The organism is Parahoeflea halophila, from assembly GCF_900220985.1.
Classification (GTDB): domain Bacteria; phylum Pseudomonadota; class Alphaproteobacteria; order Rhizobiales; family Rhizobiaceae; genus Hoeflea; species Hoeflea halophila.
Window position 1 is genome coordinate 282557 of sequence record NZ_OCPC01000002.1, and the last position, 17435, is coordinate 299991.

The 17435-nt window shown below is 62.9% G+C and carries 18 protein-coding genes; 8 read left to right on the forward strand and 10 right to left on the reverse strand.

The window, feature by feature from the left end; genetic code table 11:
• Nucleotides 1-99: 99 nt before the first annotated feature.
• The gene (locus CRO46_RS08745) at nucleotides 100-390 is read right to left on the reverse strand and encodes a YggT family protein (RefSeq protein ID WP_097107024.1); all 291 of its coding nucleotides are present in this window, start codon (nucleotides 388-390) and stop codon (nucleotides 100-102) included.
• A 186-nt stretch (nucleotides 391-576) separates the two neighbouring features.
• Between CRO46_RS08745 and CRO46_RS08750 the strand changes: the two genes are divergently transcribed.
• Nucleotides 577-1878, forward strand: a complete 1302-nt coding sequence (locus CRO46_RS08750; RefSeq protein ID WP_097107660.1) for an MFS transporter — start codon at nucleotides 577-579, stop codon at nucleotides 1876-1878.
• Between the two features lie 71 nt (nucleotides 1879-1949).
• On the opposite strand, the gene CRO46_RS08755 is transcribed toward CRO46_RS08750, so the two are convergent.
• The 5 genes from CRO46_RS08755 to hemC all read right to left on the reverse strand — a co-directional run bounded on the left by CRO46_RS08755 (nucleotide 1950) and on the right by hemC (nucleotide 7798).
• Nucleotides 1950-2435, reverse strand: coding sequence for a tellurite resistance TerB family protein (locus CRO46_RS08755; protein ID WP_097107025.1), 486 nt, complete (start codon nucleotides 2433-2435; stop codon nucleotides 1950-1952).
• A 22-nt stretch (nucleotides 2436-2457) separates the two neighbouring features.
• Nucleotides 2458-4383, reverse strand: coding sequence for a heme biosynthesis HemY N-terminal domain-containing protein (locus tag CRO46_RS08760; RefSeq protein ID WP_097107026.1), 1926 nt, complete (start codon nucleotides 4381-4383; stop codon nucleotides 2458-2460).
• A 10-nt stretch (nucleotides 4384-4393) separates the two neighbouring features.
• On the reverse strand, nucleotides 4394-6004 hold the full coding sequence (locus tag CRO46_RS08765) for a mitofilin family membrane protein (protein WP_097107028.1): 1611 nt from the start codon (nucleotides 6002-6004) through the stop codon (nucleotides 4394-4396).
• An 89-nt stretch (nucleotides 6005-6093) separates the two neighbouring features.
• The gene (locus CRO46_RS08770) at nucleotides 6094-6978 is read right to left on the reverse strand and encodes a uroporphyrinogen-III synthase (RefSeq protein ID WP_097107030.1); all 885 of its coding nucleotides are present in this window, start codon (nucleotides 6976-6978) and stop codon (nucleotides 6094-6096) included.
• Nucleotides 6869-7798, reverse strand: coding sequence for a hydroxymethylbilane synthase (gene hemC / locus CRO46_RS08775; protein WP_097107031.1), 930 nt, complete (start codon nucleotides 7796-7798; stop codon nucleotides 6869-6871). Before hemC ends, CRO46_RS08770 begins: the two co-directional genes overlap by 110 nt.
• Nucleotides 7799-7903: 105 nt before the next feature.
• Here hemC and tsaD point away from each other — a divergent pair, with 105 nt between their 5' ends.
• From tsaD to CRO46_RS08800, 5 genes are all read left to right on the forward strand, one after another.
• Nucleotides 7904-8986: a tRNA (adenosine(37)-N6)-threonylcarbamoyltransferase complex transferase subunit TsaD gene (tsaD, locus tag CRO46_RS08780; protein ID WP_097107033.1), complete on the forward strand. Its 1083-nt coding sequence runs from the start codon at nucleotides 7904-7906 to the stop codon at nucleotides 8984-8986.
• A 94-nt stretch (nucleotides 8987-9080) separates the two neighbouring features.
• Entirely contained in the window at nucleotides 9081-9374 is a 294-nt protein-coding gene (locus CRO46_RS08785) for a YciI family protein (protein WP_097107034.1), read from the forward strand.
• A 2-nt stretch (nucleotides 9375-9376) separates the two neighbouring features.
• Nucleotides 9377-9814, forward strand: coding sequence for an EVE domain-containing protein (locus CRO46_RS08790; RefSeq protein ID WP_097107036.1), 438 nt, complete (start codon nucleotides 9377-9379; stop codon nucleotides 9812-9814).
• 41 nt (nucleotides 9815-9855) lie between these two features.
• Nucleotides 9856-10503 (forward strand): class I SAM-dependent methyltransferase, encoded by a 648-nt coding sequence (locus tag CRO46_RS08795; RefSeq protein ID WP_097107037.1) that lies wholly within the window; start codon nucleotides 9856-9858, stop codon nucleotides 10501-10503.
• 75 nt (nucleotides 10504-10578) lie between these two features.
• A complete protein-coding gene (locus tag CRO46_RS08800; RefSeq protein ID WP_097107039.1) occupies nucleotides 10579-10989 on the forward strand; it encodes a DUF1761 domain-containing protein in 411 nt (136 codons plus the stop codon).
• A gap of 18 nt (nucleotides 10990-11007) precedes the next feature.
• On the opposite strand, the gene CRO46_RS08805 is transcribed toward CRO46_RS08800, so the two are convergent.
• A complete protein-coding gene (locus CRO46_RS08805) occupies nucleotides 11008-11565 on the reverse strand; it encodes a L,D-transpeptidase family protein (protein WP_244577829.1) in 558 nt (185 codons plus the stop codon).
• 151 nt (nucleotides 11566-11716) lie between these two features.
• Between CRO46_RS08805 and CRO46_RS08810 the strand changes: the two genes are divergently transcribed.
• Nucleotides 11717-12400 (forward strand): response regulator transcription factor, encoded by a 684-nt coding sequence (locus tag CRO46_RS08810; RefSeq protein ID WP_097107663.1) that lies wholly within the window; start codon nucleotides 11717-11719, stop codon nucleotides 12398-12400.
• A gap of 60 nt (nucleotides 12401-12460) precedes the next feature.
• Complete coding sequence (locus CRO46_RS08815; RefSeq protein ID WP_097107041.1) at nucleotides 12461-12919, forward strand: cyclic nucleotide-binding domain-containing protein; 459 nt, start codon at nucleotides 12461-12463, stop codon at nucleotides 12917-12919.
• 117 nt (nucleotides 12920-13036) lie between these two features.
• On the opposite strand, the gene CRO46_RS08820 is transcribed toward CRO46_RS08815, so the two are convergent.
• The 3 genes from CRO46_RS08820 to CRO46_RS08830 form a co-directional block, all read right to left on the reverse strand.
• Complete coding sequence (locus CRO46_RS08820) at nucleotides 13037-13849, reverse strand: exodeoxyribonuclease III (protein WP_097107042.1); 813 nt, start codon at nucleotides 13847-13849, stop codon at nucleotides 13037-13039.
• A gap of 141 nt (nucleotides 13850-13990) precedes the next feature.
• Nucleotides 13991-14674: an outer membrane lipoprotein carrier protein LolA gene (locus CRO46_RS08825; protein WP_097107043.1), complete on the reverse strand. Its 684-nt coding sequence runs from the start codon at nucleotides 14672-14674 to the stop codon at nucleotides 13991-13993.
• Between the two features lie 82 nt (nucleotides 14675-14756).
• A complete protein-coding gene (locus CRO46_RS08830) occupies nucleotides 14757-17375 on the reverse strand; it encodes a DNA translocase FtsK (RefSeq protein WP_244577830.1) in 2619 nt (872 codons plus the stop codon).
• Nucleotides 17376-17435: the final 60 nt, after the last annotated feature.

Sequence of the window (17435 nt, forward strand, 5' to 3'; positions counted from 1 at the left end):
GATGATCTTCGACCAGACCTTCAATGCCGTCGGCGGCGGCGGTTGGCGTCAGCCGAACCGGCGGTTCGACGCCATCTCCGACCATATTGTACCAGCTGGTCAGATGAACATCGGTGCGACCGAAGTCATGATAAAGGTGCGCAGGAAGAAGATCGCGATCAGCAAAATGATCGGGGAGATATCCAGGCCGCCCAGATCCGGCATGATCCGCCGGATCGGCCTGAGCGCTGGTTCGGTCGCCTTGTAGAGAAATTCGCCGATCATGCCGACAAAGCGATTGTTGGCGTTGATCACGTTGAAAGCGTAGAGCCAGGAGAAGATGGCACTGCCGATGATGATCCAGGTGTAAAGGCCCAGCACCAAGTCGATAGTTGAAAAGATCGCAATCATGGGATTCTCCGGCTGTTCTTCGCGTGACCGACATGTAGACACTCCCAGCCCGGGCGGCAAGGGCGGGAAACATCCAATGACCCGGAAGGGTTAAGAGGGCAGGAGCACCGCGAATTGCTGCCTGCAGACACTGGCATCGCGCCAGCGCTCGTGTATAGCTCGGCCAGCAGCAACCGGACAGACATCATGCAAGTCCCAGCCACGGCGGAAGACCGCTTCGCAGCCTTTCGCCACCGCGCCTTCAGCTTCTATTTCGCAGCCCGCTTCCTGTCGACATTTGCGCTTCAGATCATCAGCGTCTCGGTCGGTTGGCAGATCTACGACCTGACCCGGGATCCCTTCGACCTCGGGCTGGTCGGCCTGATCCAGTTTCTGCCGGCTTTGGTCCTAATCCTGTTTACCGGAGCCGCCGCCGACCGTTTCGGCCGCCGCACCATCATGCTGATTTGCGAGATCATCATCGCGCTGTCGGCTGCAGCCCTTGCCTATTTCGCCTGGCGCGGCCTGACCAGCCCGCTGCCGATCTTCGCGGTTCTGCTGTTGATCGGGATTGCCCGGGCCTTCTTTGCGCCTGCCTCCCAATCCCTGGCGCCAAACCTGGTGCCGGCCAGGGACCTGCCCAACGCCATTGCCTGGAACTCCACCTCCTGGCAGACCGCCACCATCGTCGGGCCAGTCGCCGGCGGCCTGCTCTACGGCGCTGGCGCGATCGTCCCTTATATGACTGCCTGCATTTTCCTTGCTGCCGCCATCACGGCAATCGCGCTGGTACCACCGCCATTGCAACGCACGCGCGGTCAAGGCCAGAGCTGGAAGACACTGGTCGCGGGCTTCAGCTATGTGCGCAACCAGAAGATCGTTCTCGGTGCCATTTCGCTGGACATGTTCGCGGTGTTGCTCGGCGGCGCAATCGCGCTGATGCCGGTCTTCGCCCGCGATGTGCTCGACCTCGGGCCCTGGGGTCTCGGATTGCTGCGCGCCAGCCCCGGCATCGGCGCCATCGGCATGGCGATCTTTCTCGCCTCACGGCCGATCCGGCGCCATGCGGGACGGGCGATGTTCATCGCGGTGGGCGTGTTCGGAGCTGCGACAGTTGTCTTCGGGCTGTCAGAATCGCTGCCGCTGACCATGGTCGCACTGATCGTCATGGGCGCGTCGGACATGATCTCCGTCTATGTCCGCCAGAGCCTGGTGCAATTGTGGACGCCGGACGAGCTGCGCGGCCGGGTCAGCGCCGTCAACATGGTCTTCATCGGCGCGTCCAACGAGCTGGGGGAATTCCGCGCCGGCGTCATGGCCTCGCTGATCGGACCGATCGCAGCCGTGGTCATCGGCGGTGCGGGAACGCTCGCGGTGGCGCTGGCCTGGAGCATCGGCTTCCCGCAGTTGCGTCAGATCCAGTCGCTCGACCGCGAACTGGAAGAAAGCCGGGTGGCCCTTAAGGCAGAGCTGGAACGGGAACAAAAATCCGCGTCAGGGACAGCCTGAGGCAGGCGGTGCGTCGGGCCTTCTTGCTTCACATTCTTTCGGAATTCGCCTGTATCCTCGAAGGCGTCAGCTCAATTGCCGTTGTCCGCGTCAGCTTCGTCTTCGATCCCCGCACTTGCCAGCGCGCGCTGCCGCGCCAGCACCCGGTCACGGCTTGAAACCCCCATCAGATCGGCGATGCGCCAGACCACATGATCCTCCAGCTCATGGCGATGGCCATCAGCATAGGCCAGGTTCCACAGCAACTCGATGAAATGTACTTTCGCGTCGGGCTCTAGAGCGCGGTTGAGCACGCTGGTGAATTGGTAGAGATCAACCGCTTCGCGGTCGGCCTTCTTGCCTGCCTCGATCAGCTCCTGCATCTCGGTGCCGTCGACATTGTATTCCTCGGCAATCAAAACCCTGAGCTTCTCCGACTCCTCCTCATCGATCACTCCGTCGGCGCCGATCACGTGGAAGAACAGCGCCACGGCTGCCACATCCGTGTCGTTTACGCCGGACGCCTGAGGGGTCTCGCTTTTGAGCTCACGCAAGAAGCTGCGTATCTGGTCAAGCATTCATTGTCCTTTCAGTAGCCGGTCAAAACAGCCGGAAACGGCCCGGCTTTTCCGGTTCGTCATTGCCGTCGATCCCCGGATCATCCGGCCTATGGGTCAGAAACGCCGCTTCTTTGGCTTTGGCATCTGCTTCCGGATCTTCATCCGCCTTCGCAGCCACCTGTACCGGCTTCTTTGAAGTGCCCGGTTCCGCAGGTTTAAGCCCCGCCGCGCCGGCCTTGCCGGAATTATCCGCGGGATCGGGGTCAGCTACTTTCACCTTCGCTTCCGCGGCTGCCGTATCATCCGGCGTGTCTTTGGCCGGAGACACTGCCGCGACGGCGGAGTCCTGCTTTGGTTTCGTCCTCGCATTGTCCGCCGGTTTACCGGCAGAGCCGGAGACGGGAGCTGCCTGCTGCTTGCTGTCAGCCACGGTATCGGATTCGATCACCGGACCGGAGTTTGTGTTGGCAGTCCGGAGCTTGCCCCCTGCCTCGGCGGGCTTGTCTGCTGAAGGGCTAGCCCCGGCCTGTTTATCTGCCACTGGAGCCACACTTGCCGTCGCACCATTTGAGACTGGCGCCGGTCGCGGCTTGGGTGCCCTGGTGATCGGCGGCAGGCTGGCCATCGCCCGGTCGAAAACCTGCGCTGGTGGCTCATTGTCGATGCTCGGACCTGCCAGCTGCTCGACCGGAACCTTCCACTCGAAGGCATCCAGCTTGCCGCTTACGGGTGAGACCGGCTCCCAGCTTTCCGACACATAGCCATCGGCGGTCCAGGCCGGGTCACGCGGCGCGCGTACCGCCTGACTGAGCCAGTGGCGCACACGGCCCTGGTCGTCGGTTTCGGCTTCCTCGATATCGGCGAGCAGCAGGAAGATTCCCTCGCAGGGCTGCAGCCGTGCCGAGGCTTCCGCCTTTTCCCGCGCCAGGTCGAACCGGTGGGCTTCGAGCGCGGCACGCGCGACCACCTCAAGCGACAGCGGATGAAGCGGTTTGTGCTTTTCCAGCCGTTCCGCCCGCTTGAGCCGGTCTGCAGCGGTGTCTCCAACCCGTGCCCGCACGTAGGTTTCGGCAATTTCGGGATGCGGATTGTGTTTCCAGGCCGCTTCGAGGGTCCTGGCTGCCTTGCGCAGATTGTCCTGGCGCAGCAGTGCCTTGGCCGCAACGACCGCGGCAGGCGGGAACCCCGGCGCCAGTTTCAACGCCGCCAGCGCATCGTCACGGGCGGAGGACGGGTCGCTGTCAACATGATCGCGCGCCCGGGCGGTCAGAAGCACAGCCTTGGTGCGGGCGACCTCTGCCACTTGCACCGTGCCGGCCTGGCGCTGGCGGTCGAGCAGTTTCAGGGCCTCGTCCCATTTGCCTTCGCGCGTTCTGTAGGACAGCGCGGCGGCCCCTGCCCATGGCAGGTGCGGCGCCTCGTCGGCAGCCTTCTCGGCGTAATGCTGCGCTGCTTCGCCGGCCCCCTGGCGCTGGGCTTCGAGATAAAGGCCGCGCAAGCCGAGAAGCTTGGTTTCCGGATCTTCCGACATCGCTTCGAACAGCTTGCGCGCTTCCTCGTGGCGGCCTTCGATCAGCGCCGCCTGCACGTCGAGCAGATGGATCAGAGGCTCCTGATCTGCATTCAGCAGGCCTTTTGTGCGCTTGTTCATCTTGCGCGCCGTTGCCGCGTCACCGGAGCCCGCCGCCAGAAGGCCGGTCGACAGCGCCTGGTAACCGCGGTCGCGCTTGTTGGCGCGGAAATAGCGGGCCAGCGTCCGGGGCGAATAGAGGATCGTCCGGATCAGCCACCAGGTGATCATGATTGCCGCAATCAGCGAGACGATCATCGTCACTGCCGCCATCAGCGACATTTCAATTTCGCGTCCCTGCCAGTTGATCGACAGATCACCCGGCCGGTCGGCGAGCCATGCGAACCCGAAGGCCAGAGCCAGCACCAGCACGACGAAAAACAATATCCGGATCATGGCGGATCTCCTAGTTGGCCGGGGTGTCGGAAGAGGAAGCGGCAGGCGCCGTCGGTGCGGAACCGGACGGAGCTACCGCGGAGGCAACCAGCCTTTCCGCGCGCGCCCGCGCGGCCAGCGCATCGCCATAGTCCGCCGTGGCGGCCAGTGCGGCCTCCGGAAGCGTGTTCCATTCGCGCACTGCTGCCTCGAGATCGCCATTGAGCAACCGCGTCTCGGCGCGGGCCGTGATTGCCTCGGCGTTGTCGCCCTCGATATCCCCCACCTTGCGTACCTTGACCACCGACATGGCGCTCGACATCAGTCGGTCGACCAGACCTGCTTCCGGATCACCTGGATTGGCCGCAGCAATTGCCTCGCTCGCCGCATCGGAGAAACCTGCGGCCAAGTCGGCCCGGCTCGGAACCCCGCGCGCCGCAAGCTCCCGCAGCTCGGCTACCGCGGGATCATCCGGCGCCACCGAGGCAAACGCTTCCAGTTCGCTCATGAACGATCCACCGCGATCAATCGCGGATTTGAGACCGGCGGCGGCAATCGCCCGCGCCAGGTCGATCTGCCGGGCGGGGGCATCAACCTGTTCGGAAAGCGTCGCCTGCTCCGATTCGAGCGCGGAGAGTTTTTCAGAGACCGCGTTCGAGCCCGATTGCAGTTCGCTGAGAGCTGACTGCATTCCGCTTTGCGCCGCCCGCAGCTCGTTGATTTCCGCTGCCAGCGCCGGATCGACGGTGCTGGCGCCATCGCCAAGCTCGGCGATTCTGTTCTCAAGCGCTGCGAGCCGCTCTTCGATCGGGCCCAGTTGAACCGGGTCGCCGCCGGAACCGGCCGGCCGTGCCGCGACTTCCGCCAGATCGGATTCGAGGTTGTCCAGACGCGCTCCGAGATCGGCGGGAACGTCTGCACCGGCTTGCGCGGTGGAGTTTTCGAGCTGCTGCGACAGTGTTTCGACCTGTGACGACAGGGCCTCCACTCTCGAAACCAGCGGTGCGTTGGAATCTCCGCCCGTGCCGGGGGCCGGAAGCACGCCACCGGCCTGCAAGGCATAGCCGCCGCCAAGGGCAATCACCGCGCCGATGACGCCGGACATCACCATCCCAAGCCCGCCGCCGCTTTTCCTGTCTGCCGTGGCTTGTGGCTTGGCGCTCGCTGGACCCGCCGATCCCGGTGTCGTCGTTTTGGCAGCTTCGGGCTTGGGCGTTGTTCCCCCGGCCTTGTTGTCCCTGGGGTCAGCTGGCTTGGGGTCAGCTGGCCTGGCGTCAGACGTCTTGTTTTGTGGAGACTTGCTCGCGGCCGCAGCCGTGTCATGCTGTGTCTCCTGCTTCGAGGCCCCCTCCTTGTTAGCGGTCTCGGTATCCGCGCTGGTCGCGCCACCGCTTGCCTGCGCCGCTGTGTTGCTTGCGTCCTTTGCCTTGGCCGTGTCTGCCTTGGCTGCATCGGCTTTGGCCACGTCCGGTTTCGCCGGTTCCCCGGACTTGGCAGTATCCGGCTTTCCGGCCGCGGAAGGTTTGGTCGCTGACGGCGTGGCCTTGAGGTCCTCGTTTTTCGGCGTCACGTCGGTGGCGTCGAGATCGATGGTAACCGGTTTGGGCTGTTTGGAGTGTCGCGGGGTGGGGCCCTTGCTCATGGCATCTCCTGCTGGATGAAGTGTGGCGTAGCGGATCACGCCAACAATATGACGCAATACGCTCTAACCATGACCATGGTTCCGGCAAATCACCCCAAAGCGGAGAGCGATGTGAGCAGGCTGTCCTCATCGGGCCGTGCGGCGACCGTCAAACGCGTCCGCCAGGCCGACGGGAGTTCGTCCGCAATTGCCGCCGAGAGGCAGAGAAATCGAACAGATTCAATGGCTTCATCAAGCGCTAGAGTGTCTGCCAACTCGCGGAATGCCTTGGCGGCATTGGCGGAGTAGAACAGGACACCATCAGGGACCGGTGAGAAAAAGTCCGCTTTCACTATGTCAGTCGAATAACTTATTTTGGTCATTCTGTAGCATTCTACGACACTGTGACGAATCCGGTGGGTGCTTAACCCGACTTCGATCGCGGTGGTCCGCGGTACGCCGGCAAGATAGACCAGTGGTTTCCCGGTGACGAACGAACGTCCCGTTTTGCCACCATTCGAGACCGGTGCATGATGGGCTATGAGGGTTTGTAAAAGCGCTTCTGCGGTTCCGCCGCCCTCAACAACATGCGCAAACCCGGCGTCGCGAGCCGCCTGCGCCGTGGCGGTTCCGACGGCATACACGGGCGTGCTGAAAAGCCCTGATTCAGGCACCGGCTGCTTTGCAAACATGACAAAGGCCCGGGCGCTGGTGGCAATCAGGCCACCGATCTCTGCGACCGGCGGCAGATCGTCGATGGTCGCTGTGACCGAACCCTCGAACAACGGCATTATCACCGCCTCGTGCCCCAGCCGGGACAGCCGGGCGGCGGTCCGGTCGGCGCCGGGTTGCGGCCGTGTTACCAGAACACGCACCGGCCCGGCCTCAGACCCAACTGTCGAAGAAGCTGCTGCCGGCCCGGACGCGCACCTCTGCACCGGCCTCGGCCCCCAGCACCGATGCGTCACCGACCGGCCCTTCTGTTCGGATGTCATGCCAGACGCTGCCGTCCGGCGTCAGGATCATTCCGTAGAACGAGAGCTGATCGCCGGCAATTGTCGCCAGCCCCGCAATCGGCGTCCGGCACGAACCATCAAGCGCCCCGAGGAAGCCCCGTTCGCACAAAAGCGCTGCCTGCGTCGCCGGGTGGTTGATCGGCGCCAGCAATTCGGCGGTCCGCTCGTCATTGATACGGGCTTCGATGCAGATGGCCCCCTGTCCCGGCGCCGGTGGAAAGCTTTCCGGATCCAGCAACTCAGTGATCACCCCGGTATTGCCGAGCCGCTTCAGACCCGCATGCGCCAGCAGCGTCGCATCCACCTGCCCCTCGCCAAGCTTGCGCAACCGGGTTTCCACCTGGCCGCGGAAGGTGATGACCGAGATATCGGGCCGCAACCGGCGGATCAGCGCCTGGCGTCTGAGCGAAGCAGATCCCACCACGGCATTCTGCGGCAAGTCCTCGAGCCGCGGCGCACTGCGGCCGATGAAGGCATCACGCACATCTTCCCGTTCCAGAAAAGCCACCAGGCCAAGACCGTCAGGCAGCACCGTCGGCATGTCCTTGGAGGAATGCACAGCCAGATCAAGCCGCCCGTCGCTGAGCTGCTCCTCGATCTCCTCGGTGAACAACCCTTTGCCGCCGATTTCCGACAAGGGCCGGTCCGTGACCCGGTCGCCCTTGGTCGACAGCACCACGATCTCGAACGCCTCTTCCGGAAGATCATGCGCCGCCATCAGCCGGGCGCGGGTTTCGGACGCCTGCGCCAATGCGAGCGGGCTGCCGCGGGTGCCGATGCGGTAAGGTTTCATTTGCAAGATATCCGATCCGTTGTTACCGACAGACAGGTACCGGGATCATCCCGCAAGCGCAACATTCGGGCTCGAACTCCCCGTATTTGAGAGACCACAGGCATCGGCGGCATGGACATTCTCGGAATTGAAACAAGCTGCGACGAGACCGCAGCCGCAGTGGTGCGCCGCCACCCGGATGGCTCCGGTGAGATCCTGTCCGACGTGGTGCTGAGCCAGCTTGACCTGCACGCGGCCTTCGGCGGCGTCGTGCCTGAACTTGCGGCCCGCTCGCACGTCACCACGCTCGACCGCCTGGTCAAACAGGCGCTTGATGAAAGCGCGGTCAACCTCGCCGGGATCGATGCCGTGGCGGTCACCTCCGGCCCCGGCCTGATCGGCGGGCTGATGGTGGGCCTGATGACGGCCAAGGCCATCGCCATGGCAGCGGACAAACCCTTTGTCGGCATCAACCATCTCGAAGGCCACGCCCTGACGGCGCGTCTGACCGACAGGGTCGCCTTTCCCTACCTGCTGTTGCTGGTCTCGGGCGGGCACACCCAGATCGTGCTGGTCAAGGGCGTCGATGATTACGAACGCTGGGGCACCACCATCGACGATGCGCTCGGCGAAGCTTTTGACAAGACCGCGAAGCTTCTCGGCCTTGGCTATCCCGGAGGGCCGGCGGTCGAGAAGGCAGCGCTGGGGGGCGAAGCCAAGCGCTTCCGCCTGCCGGTGCCGATGCGGAAAGACCCGAGACTGGACTTTTCCTTCTCCGGCCTGAAAACCGCCGTGCGGCAGATGGCGGAAGAGCAGGCGCCGTTGTCGCAACAGACCATCGCCGATCTCTGCCTCGCTTTCCAGACCTCGGTGACGGCAAGCCTCGACGACCGGATCTCGATGGCACTTCAGCGCTTCTCGGAACGTTTCGGAAACGAATCGAAGCCTGCTTTGGTGGTCGCCGGCGGTGTCGCCGCCAACAAGGCGATCCGCGCGACACTGGAAGCGCGGACGGCCAAGGCCGGGTTCCGTTTCGTCGCGCCGCCGCTTCACCTGTGCACCGACAATGCCGCCATGATCGCCTGGGCGGCGGCCGAGCGGCTGGCGGCCGGGTTGGAAACCGACGAGTTCAATCTCGCGCCACGGTCGCGATGGCCGCTCGATCAGGCGGCCGCCGCCGCAATCGGCTCCGGCAAACGCGGCGCCAAGGCCTGAGCCACTATTGAAACCGCCGGATAGGCAAGGCATAGAATGCGCCACACCCTGACCGGCGATCCGCACCCGGAATGCCCAACCTGATGGAGACCTCATGCTTTACGCCCTGATGTGCAAAGACAAGCCCGGCTCGCTCGACCTGCGGATGTCAAACCGTCCCGCCCATGTTGAGTATCTCAAGAGCCTGGAAGCCAGCGGCGTGTTGAAGATGGCAGGCCCATTGCTGGATGATCAGGAGAAGCCGATGGGCAGCCTGCTGGTGATCTCCGCCGGCCACATCAAGGAAGCCGAAGCCATCGCCGCGGGCGACCCCTATGCGATGGCGGATCTGTTTGCCTCGACCGAGATTCGCGCCTTCAACTGGGTCTTCAAGAATCCCGAGGCGTGACGATGGCATACTGGTTGTTCAAGTCCGAGCCCTTCAAGTGGTCCTGGGAGATGCAGAAGGCCAGGGGTGATGTTGGCGAGCAGTGGGATGGTATCCGCAACTACCAGGCCCGCAACAACATGCGCGCCATGAAGCTCGGCGAGAAGGCCTTATTCTACCACTCCAATGAGGGACTCGAGATCGTCGGCATTGTCGAGGTCTGCAATCTCATTCACCCTGACACCACTACCGATGATCCGCGCTGGGAATGTGTCGATATCCGCGCGGTCTGCGACATGCCCAGGCCGGTTACACTCAAGGACGTCAAGGCCAATCCAAAGCTTGCCGAGATGAGCCTTGTCACCTCGATGCGGCTGTCGGTGCAGCCGGTCACGGAGGCCGAATATCTCGAGGTCTGCCGCATGGGCAATCTCGACAATCCGCCGCGCTCGCCCGCGTGACGGAAGGGTGAAAGCGTGACACCGCACACTGGAGCGGCCGGATGAAGACCGACCCGGAGAGCTTCATCCGCGCCAACACCGCGCTGTCCGCGCCGCCGCATGTGCCCGAAATCCGGCTGCATCTGGCCGACGAAGCCCATGAGCTGTGGCTCAAGACCGAGGAAGAACTCGACGCGCTCGGCCTGCCGCCGCCGTTCTGGGCCTTCGCCTGGGCCGGGGGGCAGGGGCTGGCGCGCCATATCCTCGACAATCCTCACCTGGTTGAAGGCAGGACAGTGCTGGATTTCGCCTCCGGATCCGGGCTTGTCGCCATTGCCGCCAGCCGCGCCGCTGCGGCCCGCGTGACAGCCGCCGATATTGATCCCTGGTCGGCCACTGCGGCCCGCCTCAATGCGGCTGCCAATGATGTCGCCTTTGAGATCAGCCAGTCCGACCTTGTTGGATCCGACAGAGGCTGGGACGTGGTGCTGGCCGGAGACGTGTTCTACGATCAGGCGATGACCGCGATGATCCTGCCCTGGTTCCGCGATCTCAGCCGCCGGGGCGCCGACGTGCTGATCGGCGATCCGGGCCGTTCCTATTGCCCACGCGAAGGACTGCAGCTTCTCGCCACTTACCAGGTCCCTGTCACCCGCGCGCTGGAGGACAGCGAGATCAAGCGCACCTCGGTGTACCGGTTTACGGGGTGATATGGGATTTCGTTTCGTCCATCTCCTGTTCAGGAGACGGTTTGTGATAGCATCGGCCTTTTAATGGAGAGCGTTATGCAGTTTGCGGGCATGAATTATCTGGCGATCCTGGTTGCCGCCATCGTCGCCTTTGTCATTGGATCAATCTATTACGGCACATTGAGCAAGCCCTGGATGAAAGCGGCAAGGATCGATCCTGACGGTCCGAAACCGGCGATCGCGCCGTTGATGATCACGACCTTCATTCTCGAGCTCGGTCTGGCTTTCGTCACCGCCGGGATCATTGGACACCTTGGACCAGGCCAGGTCACTCCGCTCAACGGCGTGATTTCGGGCCTGTTTCTCTGGGCCGGCATCATCTTCACCACCATGGCGATCAACAACCGCTACCAGGGCTTTGGCTGGGACTTGACCCTGATCGACGGTCTGCACTGGCTTCTGGTGATGATCGGGATCGGTGCCACCATCGGCTGGTTCGGCGTCTGAGCCAGCCGGAACCGCCCGTTATTCGACACGCACAACCGTGCCGCGCCTGATCAGCGGCATCAGCCTGAGCATGTCGCCGCGCTTGAGCGCGACACAGCCCTGTGTCGGCGGGAATCCCGGCTTGGCCACATGCAGAAAGATCGCGCTGCCCATGCCGCGCCGCCGTGAGCGGATATTCCAGTCGAGCACAAAGCCGAAATCATAAAGCAGGTCTTTGCGAAGCAGGGTTTCGTGGCTTGCGGGAAACGGCAGCCGCACAGGTTGGTTGTAACGCGCATGTGCGGGCGCATCGCACCAGCCATCGCGATTGCCCACCCGGCGCAATTTCAGCCCGGCCCGGTCTGGTGTCAGCATGCCACCCTTGCGGAATCCCGACAGCACCACCATGTGGGCGCGCGGCGTGCCACCGTCGCCTTCGCGCTTGAACGTCCTCACGCCGCCCCGCCCCAGCGCAGCCTGGAAGGTCAATGGACCGAACCGCACCAGTGCCTTCAATCGGTCGCGCGGCGATACGCGCACCGTCAAGGTGCCCGCCGTGCGGCATTTGCGTGACGGCCTGTGTAACGTCGATCTCACGATCAAGTGCTCCTGCTGTGACCTGAGCGGGATATTTAGCACTTTGCCCTCGGGCCGAAAGTGCCTAAACAGGGACACAATGACATATGACACCATCGATCGCGGCCGTGACATGGCCGCGACCGGCGCCAGAATAAAGAGGGAAGACACGATGACCGCCCGTTCGATCCTGCTGGTAGATGATGACAACGACCTGAGGGAAACCCTGGTCGAGCAGCTTTCGCTTTACGAGGAGTTTGCGATTTCCCAGGAATCCTCCGCGACCAAGGGGGTGCAGGCGGCCAGGAACGAGCATGTCGACCTGTTGATCATGGATGTCGGCCTGCCGGACATGGATGGTCGGGAAGCGGTCAAATTGCTGCGCAAGGGCGGCTTCCGGGCGCCGATCATCATGCTCACCGGTCATGACACCGATTCCGACACCATCCTCGGCCTTGAAGCCGGCGCCAATGACTATGTTACCAAGCCGTTCCGCTTTGCCGTGCTGCTGGCACGAATTCGCGCCCAGCTGCGCCAGCACGAACAGAGCGAAGACGCCACCTTCACCGTCGGTCCCTACACCTTCAAGCCGAGCCAGAAGCTGCTGCTGGACGAGAAGGGTGCGAAGATCAGGCTGACCGAGAAGGAAGCCGCCATCATCCGCTATCTCTACCGTGCCGACCAGAAGGTGGTCACCCGCGACGTGCTGCTGGAAGAGGTCTGGGGTTACAATTCGGGCGTCACCACCCACACGCTTGAAACCCATGTCTATCGTCTGCGCCAGAAGATCGAGGCCGATCCGTCGAATGCTGAAATTCTGGTCACCGAAAGCGGCGGCTACAAGATCATCCCGTGATTTGGCCGGGCGCGCCCATGTGTGATGTTTCCGGTATTCTCGGGCTCAAGGAGGACATCCGTGGCTCTGAATGATGACATTGCCCTGCTTTCGATTGTTCCGCTGTTCCGTGACATCAGCGAGGACAAGCTGCGTCTTATCGCCTTCGGCGCCGAACGCAGGCGGATGCAGCCGGGACAGATGCTGTTTCGCGAAGGTTCGCCGGCGGACTGCGCTTTTGTAGTCGCCGGCGGCCGGTTTGAACTCACCCGGGCCGGCAAGGATGGCCATCCCGTCCAGCTGGGTCTTGCCGAGCGCGGAACCCTGCTGGGCGAGCTGGCGATGGTGACTGCGGTCGACCGGTCGATGACCGCCATTGCGCCCGACAATGCCGAAGTGATCCGCATCAACCGGCCCCTGTTCCGCCGCATGCTGGAAGAATATCCCGACATCGCCGGCATCGTCCGCCAGCGCATCGATGAAAACCTCGCAGCGCTCAACGCGGATCTGGCAAAGATCGCCGGGCGCTTCGCCAGCTAGAGTATTTCCGGCGAAAATGGAGCCATCTCAAATGCTCTTGCTCCATCTTGTTGTCTTCCCGCAACTCCGGACGCGAAACCGGTTCCCACTTTCGCTGGAATTGCTCTGAGAGCGAAATCAGAAATCGAAATGGGCTGTCACCGGAACGTGGTCGGAGGGCCGCTCCCAGCCGCGGGCCTCGCGCAGCACGTCGACGCGCCTGAGCGCCGGCGCCAGGTCGGATGACGACCAGACATGATCGAGCCTGCGGCCGCGATCGGCGGCATCCCAGTCCTTGGCCCGGTAGCTCCACCAGGTGAAGATCTTCTCTTCCGGCGGAATATGTTGGCGGATCAGGTCGACCCAGCGGCCGGCCCTTTGCATCGCCAGCAACGCCTCGGTCTCGACCGGCGTGTGGCTGACGACCTTGAGAAGCTGCTTGTGCGACCAGACGTCGGTTTCCAGTGGCGCGATGTTGAGATCGCCGACCAGGATCGAGGAAACGCCATCAGCCCGCTCGGCATCGGCCTGAAGCAGCTTCATCTCCTCGACAAAATCGAGCTTGTGCGCGAACTTTTCATTGATTTCACGGTCCGGTTCATCGCCGCCGGCCGGCACATAGAAATTGTGGATCCGGATCCGCCGCGCACCCGGGACTTCCACGATGGCAGAGACGTTTCGCGTGTGATCGATCTCGCAATAGGTCTGCCGGCGGTCGTCCGACAGCGGCAGCCGCGAAATGATGGCGACGCCGTGATAGCCCTTCTGGCCATGGATCGCCATGTGCTCGTACCCCAGCTTGCGGAACGCAGCGCTCGGAAAAGCGTCATTGGGACACTTGGTTTCCTGCAGGCACAGCACGTCGGGCTGGTGGGTTTCGAGAAAATGCTGAACCAGCGGCATCCGCAGCCGCACGGAATTGATGTTCCAGGTGGTAAGGGAAAATGCCAAATCAGATTGCCTTCATGGATAAGAACCTGCCCGTATGTGGCCGATTAGACATTCAAGGGCAAGCCGATCCGTCCAGTGAGGGCCGAATCCGCGATCATCCACAAACTATTGATGCTGTCAGACGAGACAGGCAGCCGCCGTCTACCGTTCGCTCGGCTTCTTAGTCGGCTGGACCTGTGCATAGGGAATTTCGAACACATCCTCGGCAAACCGGACACCGGACTGGACGTTGAAGATCATCACCGTGGTGTCCTTGCCCTGGGCATCGCGAATCGTCCATTGCCGCAAGTCAAAGCTTTCCGGATCGAACATCATGGAGATGGTCGAATCGCCGAAGATCGACTTGTTGCCCAGAACGATGGTGGTCAGATCCGGATCTTCCTTGACCGAGCGCACGGTCTCGCCCGAAAGATCGATGCGTTCCGACAGCAAGAGTTTCAACGGTGTCTTGCCCAGCGGGTAAAGATCCCAGGTTCTGAGCTTGCGGTTGCCGATGACGACGTTCTTTCCGTCGGCAATCACCCTGACAGCGGACGGTTCTTCGTAGTTGAAACGCAACTTGCCGGGCCGCTCGATGAAGAATTTGCCCCCGGTCTGCTCGCCATTGGGGCCGAATTGGATGAACTCGCCGGTCATGGTCTTGACCGAGGCAAAATGGTTGGCGACCCGCTGGGCGGTTTCGGCCGAACGTGCTGCGCCGGGAAAGCCGACAAGCCCGGTGGCCACTGCCATCAGCGACAATCCAAATCCGAGCCCTCCGCCAAGCATTGCCCGGCGGGATACGTCATGCCGTGTGATCGTAGTGGAAGTGGTCTGCTTCGGCATCTCGGTCTCCGTTTGATTTCGGCCTCTGTCTCGCTCAAGACTGCGGCGCCAGTGTGACGCACCGCACCACAACCGGAGAAGTCTAGCGCGGATCAATCTCGTCTTCGGTGGGCACCAAGATTTCGCGCTTGCCGGCATGGTTGGCGGCACTGATCACGCCTTCATTCTCCATCCGCTCGATCAGCGAGGCGGCACGGTTGTAGCCGATGCCGAGCCGACGCTGGATGTAAGATGTCGAGGCCTTGCCGTCCCGCAACACGATGGCCACTGCCTGGTCGTAGGGATCGTCCGAATCAGCAAGGTTGCCGGTCCCGGCGGGACCATTGCCGCTGTCGCCTTCCTCGTCTTCCTCGGTGATCGCATCGAGATATTCCGGAACGCCCTGGGTCTTGAGGAAGGAGACGATGTCCTCGACTTCCTTGTCCGAGACAAAGGGGCCGTGGACACGCTGGATCCGGCCACCGCCGGCCATGTAGAGCATGTCGCCCATGCCAAGCAGCTGTTCGGCGCCCTGCTCGCCGAGAATCGTGCGCGAATCGATCTTCGAGGTGACCTGGAAGGAGATACGGGTCGGGAAGTTGGCCTTGATGGTGCCGGTGATGACATCCACCGAGGGACGCTGCGTCGCCATGATCACGTGGATACCGGCAGCACGGGCCATCTGCGCCAGCCGCTGCACCGCGCCCTCGATGTCCTTGCCGGCCACCATCATCAGGTCGGCCATCTCGTCGATCAGCACGACGATGTAGGGCAGCGGGGTCAGGTCGAACTCTTCGGTCTCGTAGACTGCCTCGCCGGTGTCACGGTCGAAACCGGTCTGCACCGTCCGGGTGATCGGTTCACCAGAGGCTCTGGCCTGTTCCACCCGCGAATTGAAGCCGTCGATGTTGCGGACTCCGATCTTCGACATGTTCTTGTAGCGCTGTTCCATCTCTCGGACGGTCCATTTCAGCGCAACAACCGCCTTTTTCGGATCAGTCACCACCGGTGTCAGCAGATGCGGAATGCCGTCATAGACCGAAAGCTCGAGCATTTTCGGATCGATCATGATCAGGCGGCACTTGGACGGGTCCATCCGGTACAGGATCGACAGGATCATGGTGTTGATCGCTACCGACTTGCCCGAGCCGGTGGTGCCGGCAACCAGCACATGCGGCATCTTGGCGAGATCGGCGATCACCGGCTCGCCGCCGATGGTCTTGCCCAGCGCCAGGCCTAGCTTGGCCTTCGAGGTTTCGAAATCCCGGCTGGCGATCATTTCGCGCAGGTATACGGTTTCGCGCTTCTGGTTCGGCAACTCGATGCCGATGGCGTTGCGGCCCGGAACCACGGCGACACGAACCGCAATCGCACTCATCGAACGCGCGATGTCGTCGGCGAGTCCGATCACCCGCGAGGACTTGATGCCGGGAGCGGGTTCCAGTTCGTACAGGGTGACCACCGGGCCGGGCCGGACGTGAATGATCTCGCCCTTGACGCCGAAGTCCTGCAGAACACCCTCAAGCATGCGCGCATTCTGTTCCAGCGCCTGCGGCGACAGGGTCGAATCCTTGGCGATACTCGGCGCCTCTGACAGCAGGTGCACCGACGGCAGCGAGAAGCCCTGGTCGTCCAGCATCGAGCCCTGGGCGTCGCGATGCACGCGGCCGCCCGGTTTGGGACGCTCGGCCGGTGCGGAAATGCGCGTGGCCCTGGACGGCGCCGGTGCCGCCTGCGGCTGCCAATCGGATGCCGGATCATCGTCATAGTCCAGATCGTCCGACAGGATGCCCTCGGGAAGCGCCTCGTCTTCCATGTCAAACGGTGGCGCATCGTCAACCGCAACCGCTTGCCTGCGCACAGCAGGCCCGAAACCGGGCTCGATCCGTTCCGCATTCGGCCGGACCGGCGCCACCTGGTACAAGTCGTCGCCGGTTTCTGCGTGGCCGTCGTTCAGGTCAAAAGGCGACTCGGGCATGGCGCGCAGCTTTTTAAGCCGTGCCAGGCCTGTCATGCGGCGCACGTGCCCCCGTGCCGTAAACACTGCATGGGTGAGGGCCCCCAGCATCAGCGAACCGCTGGAGACCTCGTCCCCATCATCCTCTTCCTCTGCGACCGGTGCGTTGCCCGGTTCGGACACAGCCGCTCCGCCGGTGAGGCCAGCCCCGAACAGCAGCAGCCAGCAGGCCACCGGTGCAATCAGCAGGCCCAGGATCACGGCAACAAGACCGGACGGGAAGCCACCGGTAAAGGCAGAGGGGATCTTCAGTGCCATATCGCCCAGCACGCCACCCAGGCCATTGGGCAGCGGCCAGCTCTCCGTACGGGGCAACAACCCGAACAGCGCTGCGGTCAACCAAGCGCCGCCGAACCATGCGGCACCGCGGCGTGACATCCGGTCGACCGGGCGATTGCGCAGCAGACCGATCGCCCAGAACAGTGCAGGCAACAGGCCGACAACCCCCGCCAATCCGAAAAACTGCATGATCATGTCGGCAAAGGCAGCACCGGTGAAACCCAGGGCATTGTTCGGCACAGCGCCATTGGCGTTGGAAAAGCTCGGATCCGTCACGTTCCAGGTTGCAAGCGCGGCTATGGCGAGCACCAGCCCGGCGAGGACAGTCAGACCGATGACAAACCGGATCTGCCGCCGCACCAGATCGCCCAGCAAGCTGCTGTGAGAAGAAACACCTGACGGGAGGGAGGATGAGCCTGACTGCATGGGTACACAATGTCCGAATCGGGTTTTGGGCCCTTGCGAGCCCATCTGCTGCCGATCTAA

What these genes read in the sequence shown, in the direction of transcription:
- CRO46_RS08765 (WP_097107028.1), bottom strand. Translation starts at nt 6,004, where the DNA reads ATGAGCAAGGGCCCCACCCCGCGACACTCCAAACAGCCCAAACCGGTT.
- CRO46_RS08770 (WP_097107030.1), bottom strand. Translation starts at nt 6,978, where the DNA reads ATGACATCCGAACAGAAGGGCCGGTCGGTGACGCATCGGTGCTGGGGG.
- CRO46_RS08825 (WP_097107043.1), bottom strand. Translation starts at nt 14,674, where the DNA reads ATGCCGAAGCAGACCACTTCCACTACGATCACACGGCATGACGTATCC.
- CRO46_RS08755 (WP_097107025.1), bottom strand. Translation starts at nt 2,435, where the DNA reads ATGCTTGACCAGATACGCAGCTTCTTGCGTGAGCTCAAAAGCGAGACC.
- CRO46_RS08800 (WP_097107039.1), top strand. Translation starts at nt 10,579, where the DNA reads ATGCAGTTTGCGGGCATGAATTATCTGGCGATCCTGGTTGCCGCCATC.
- CRO46_RS08795 (WP_097107037.1), top strand. Translation starts at nt 9,856, where the DNA reads ATGAAGACCGACCCGGAGAGCTTCATCCGCGCCAACACCGCGCTGTCC.
- CRO46_RS08750 (WP_097107660.1), top strand. Translation starts at nt 577, where the DNA reads ATGCAAGTCCCAGCCACGGCGGAAGACCGCTTCGCAGCCTTTCGCCAC.
- CRO46_RS08745 (WP_097107024.1), bottom strand. Translation starts at nt 390, where the DNA reads ATGATTGCGATCTTTTCAACTATCGACTTGGTGCTGGGCCTTTACACC.
- CRO46_RS08810 (WP_097107663.1), top strand. Translation starts at nt 11,717, where the DNA reads ATGACCGCCCGTTCGATCCTGCTGGTAGATGATGACAACGACCTGAGG.
- CRO46_RS08830 (WP_244577830.1), bottom strand. Translation starts at nt 17,375, where the DNA reads ATGCAGTCAGGCTCATCCTCCCTCCCGTCAGGTGTTTCTTCTCACAGC.
- CRO46_RS08790 (WP_097107036.1), top strand. Translation starts at nt 9,377, where the DNA reads ATGGCATACTGGTTGTTCAAGTCCGAGCCCTTCAAGTGGTCCTGGGAG.
- tsaD (WP_097107033.1), top strand. Translation starts at nt 7,904, where the DNA reads ATGGACATTCTCGGAATTGAAACAAGCTGCGACGAGACCGCAGCCGCA.
- CRO46_RS08760 (WP_097107026.1), bottom strand. Translation starts at nt 4,383, where the DNA reads ATGATCCGGATATTGTTTTTCGTCGTGCTGGTGCTGGCTCTGGCCTTC.
- CRO46_RS08785 (WP_097107034.1), top strand. Translation starts at nt 9,081, where the DNA reads ATGCTTTACGCCCTGATGTGCAAAGACAAGCCCGGCTCGCTCGACCTG.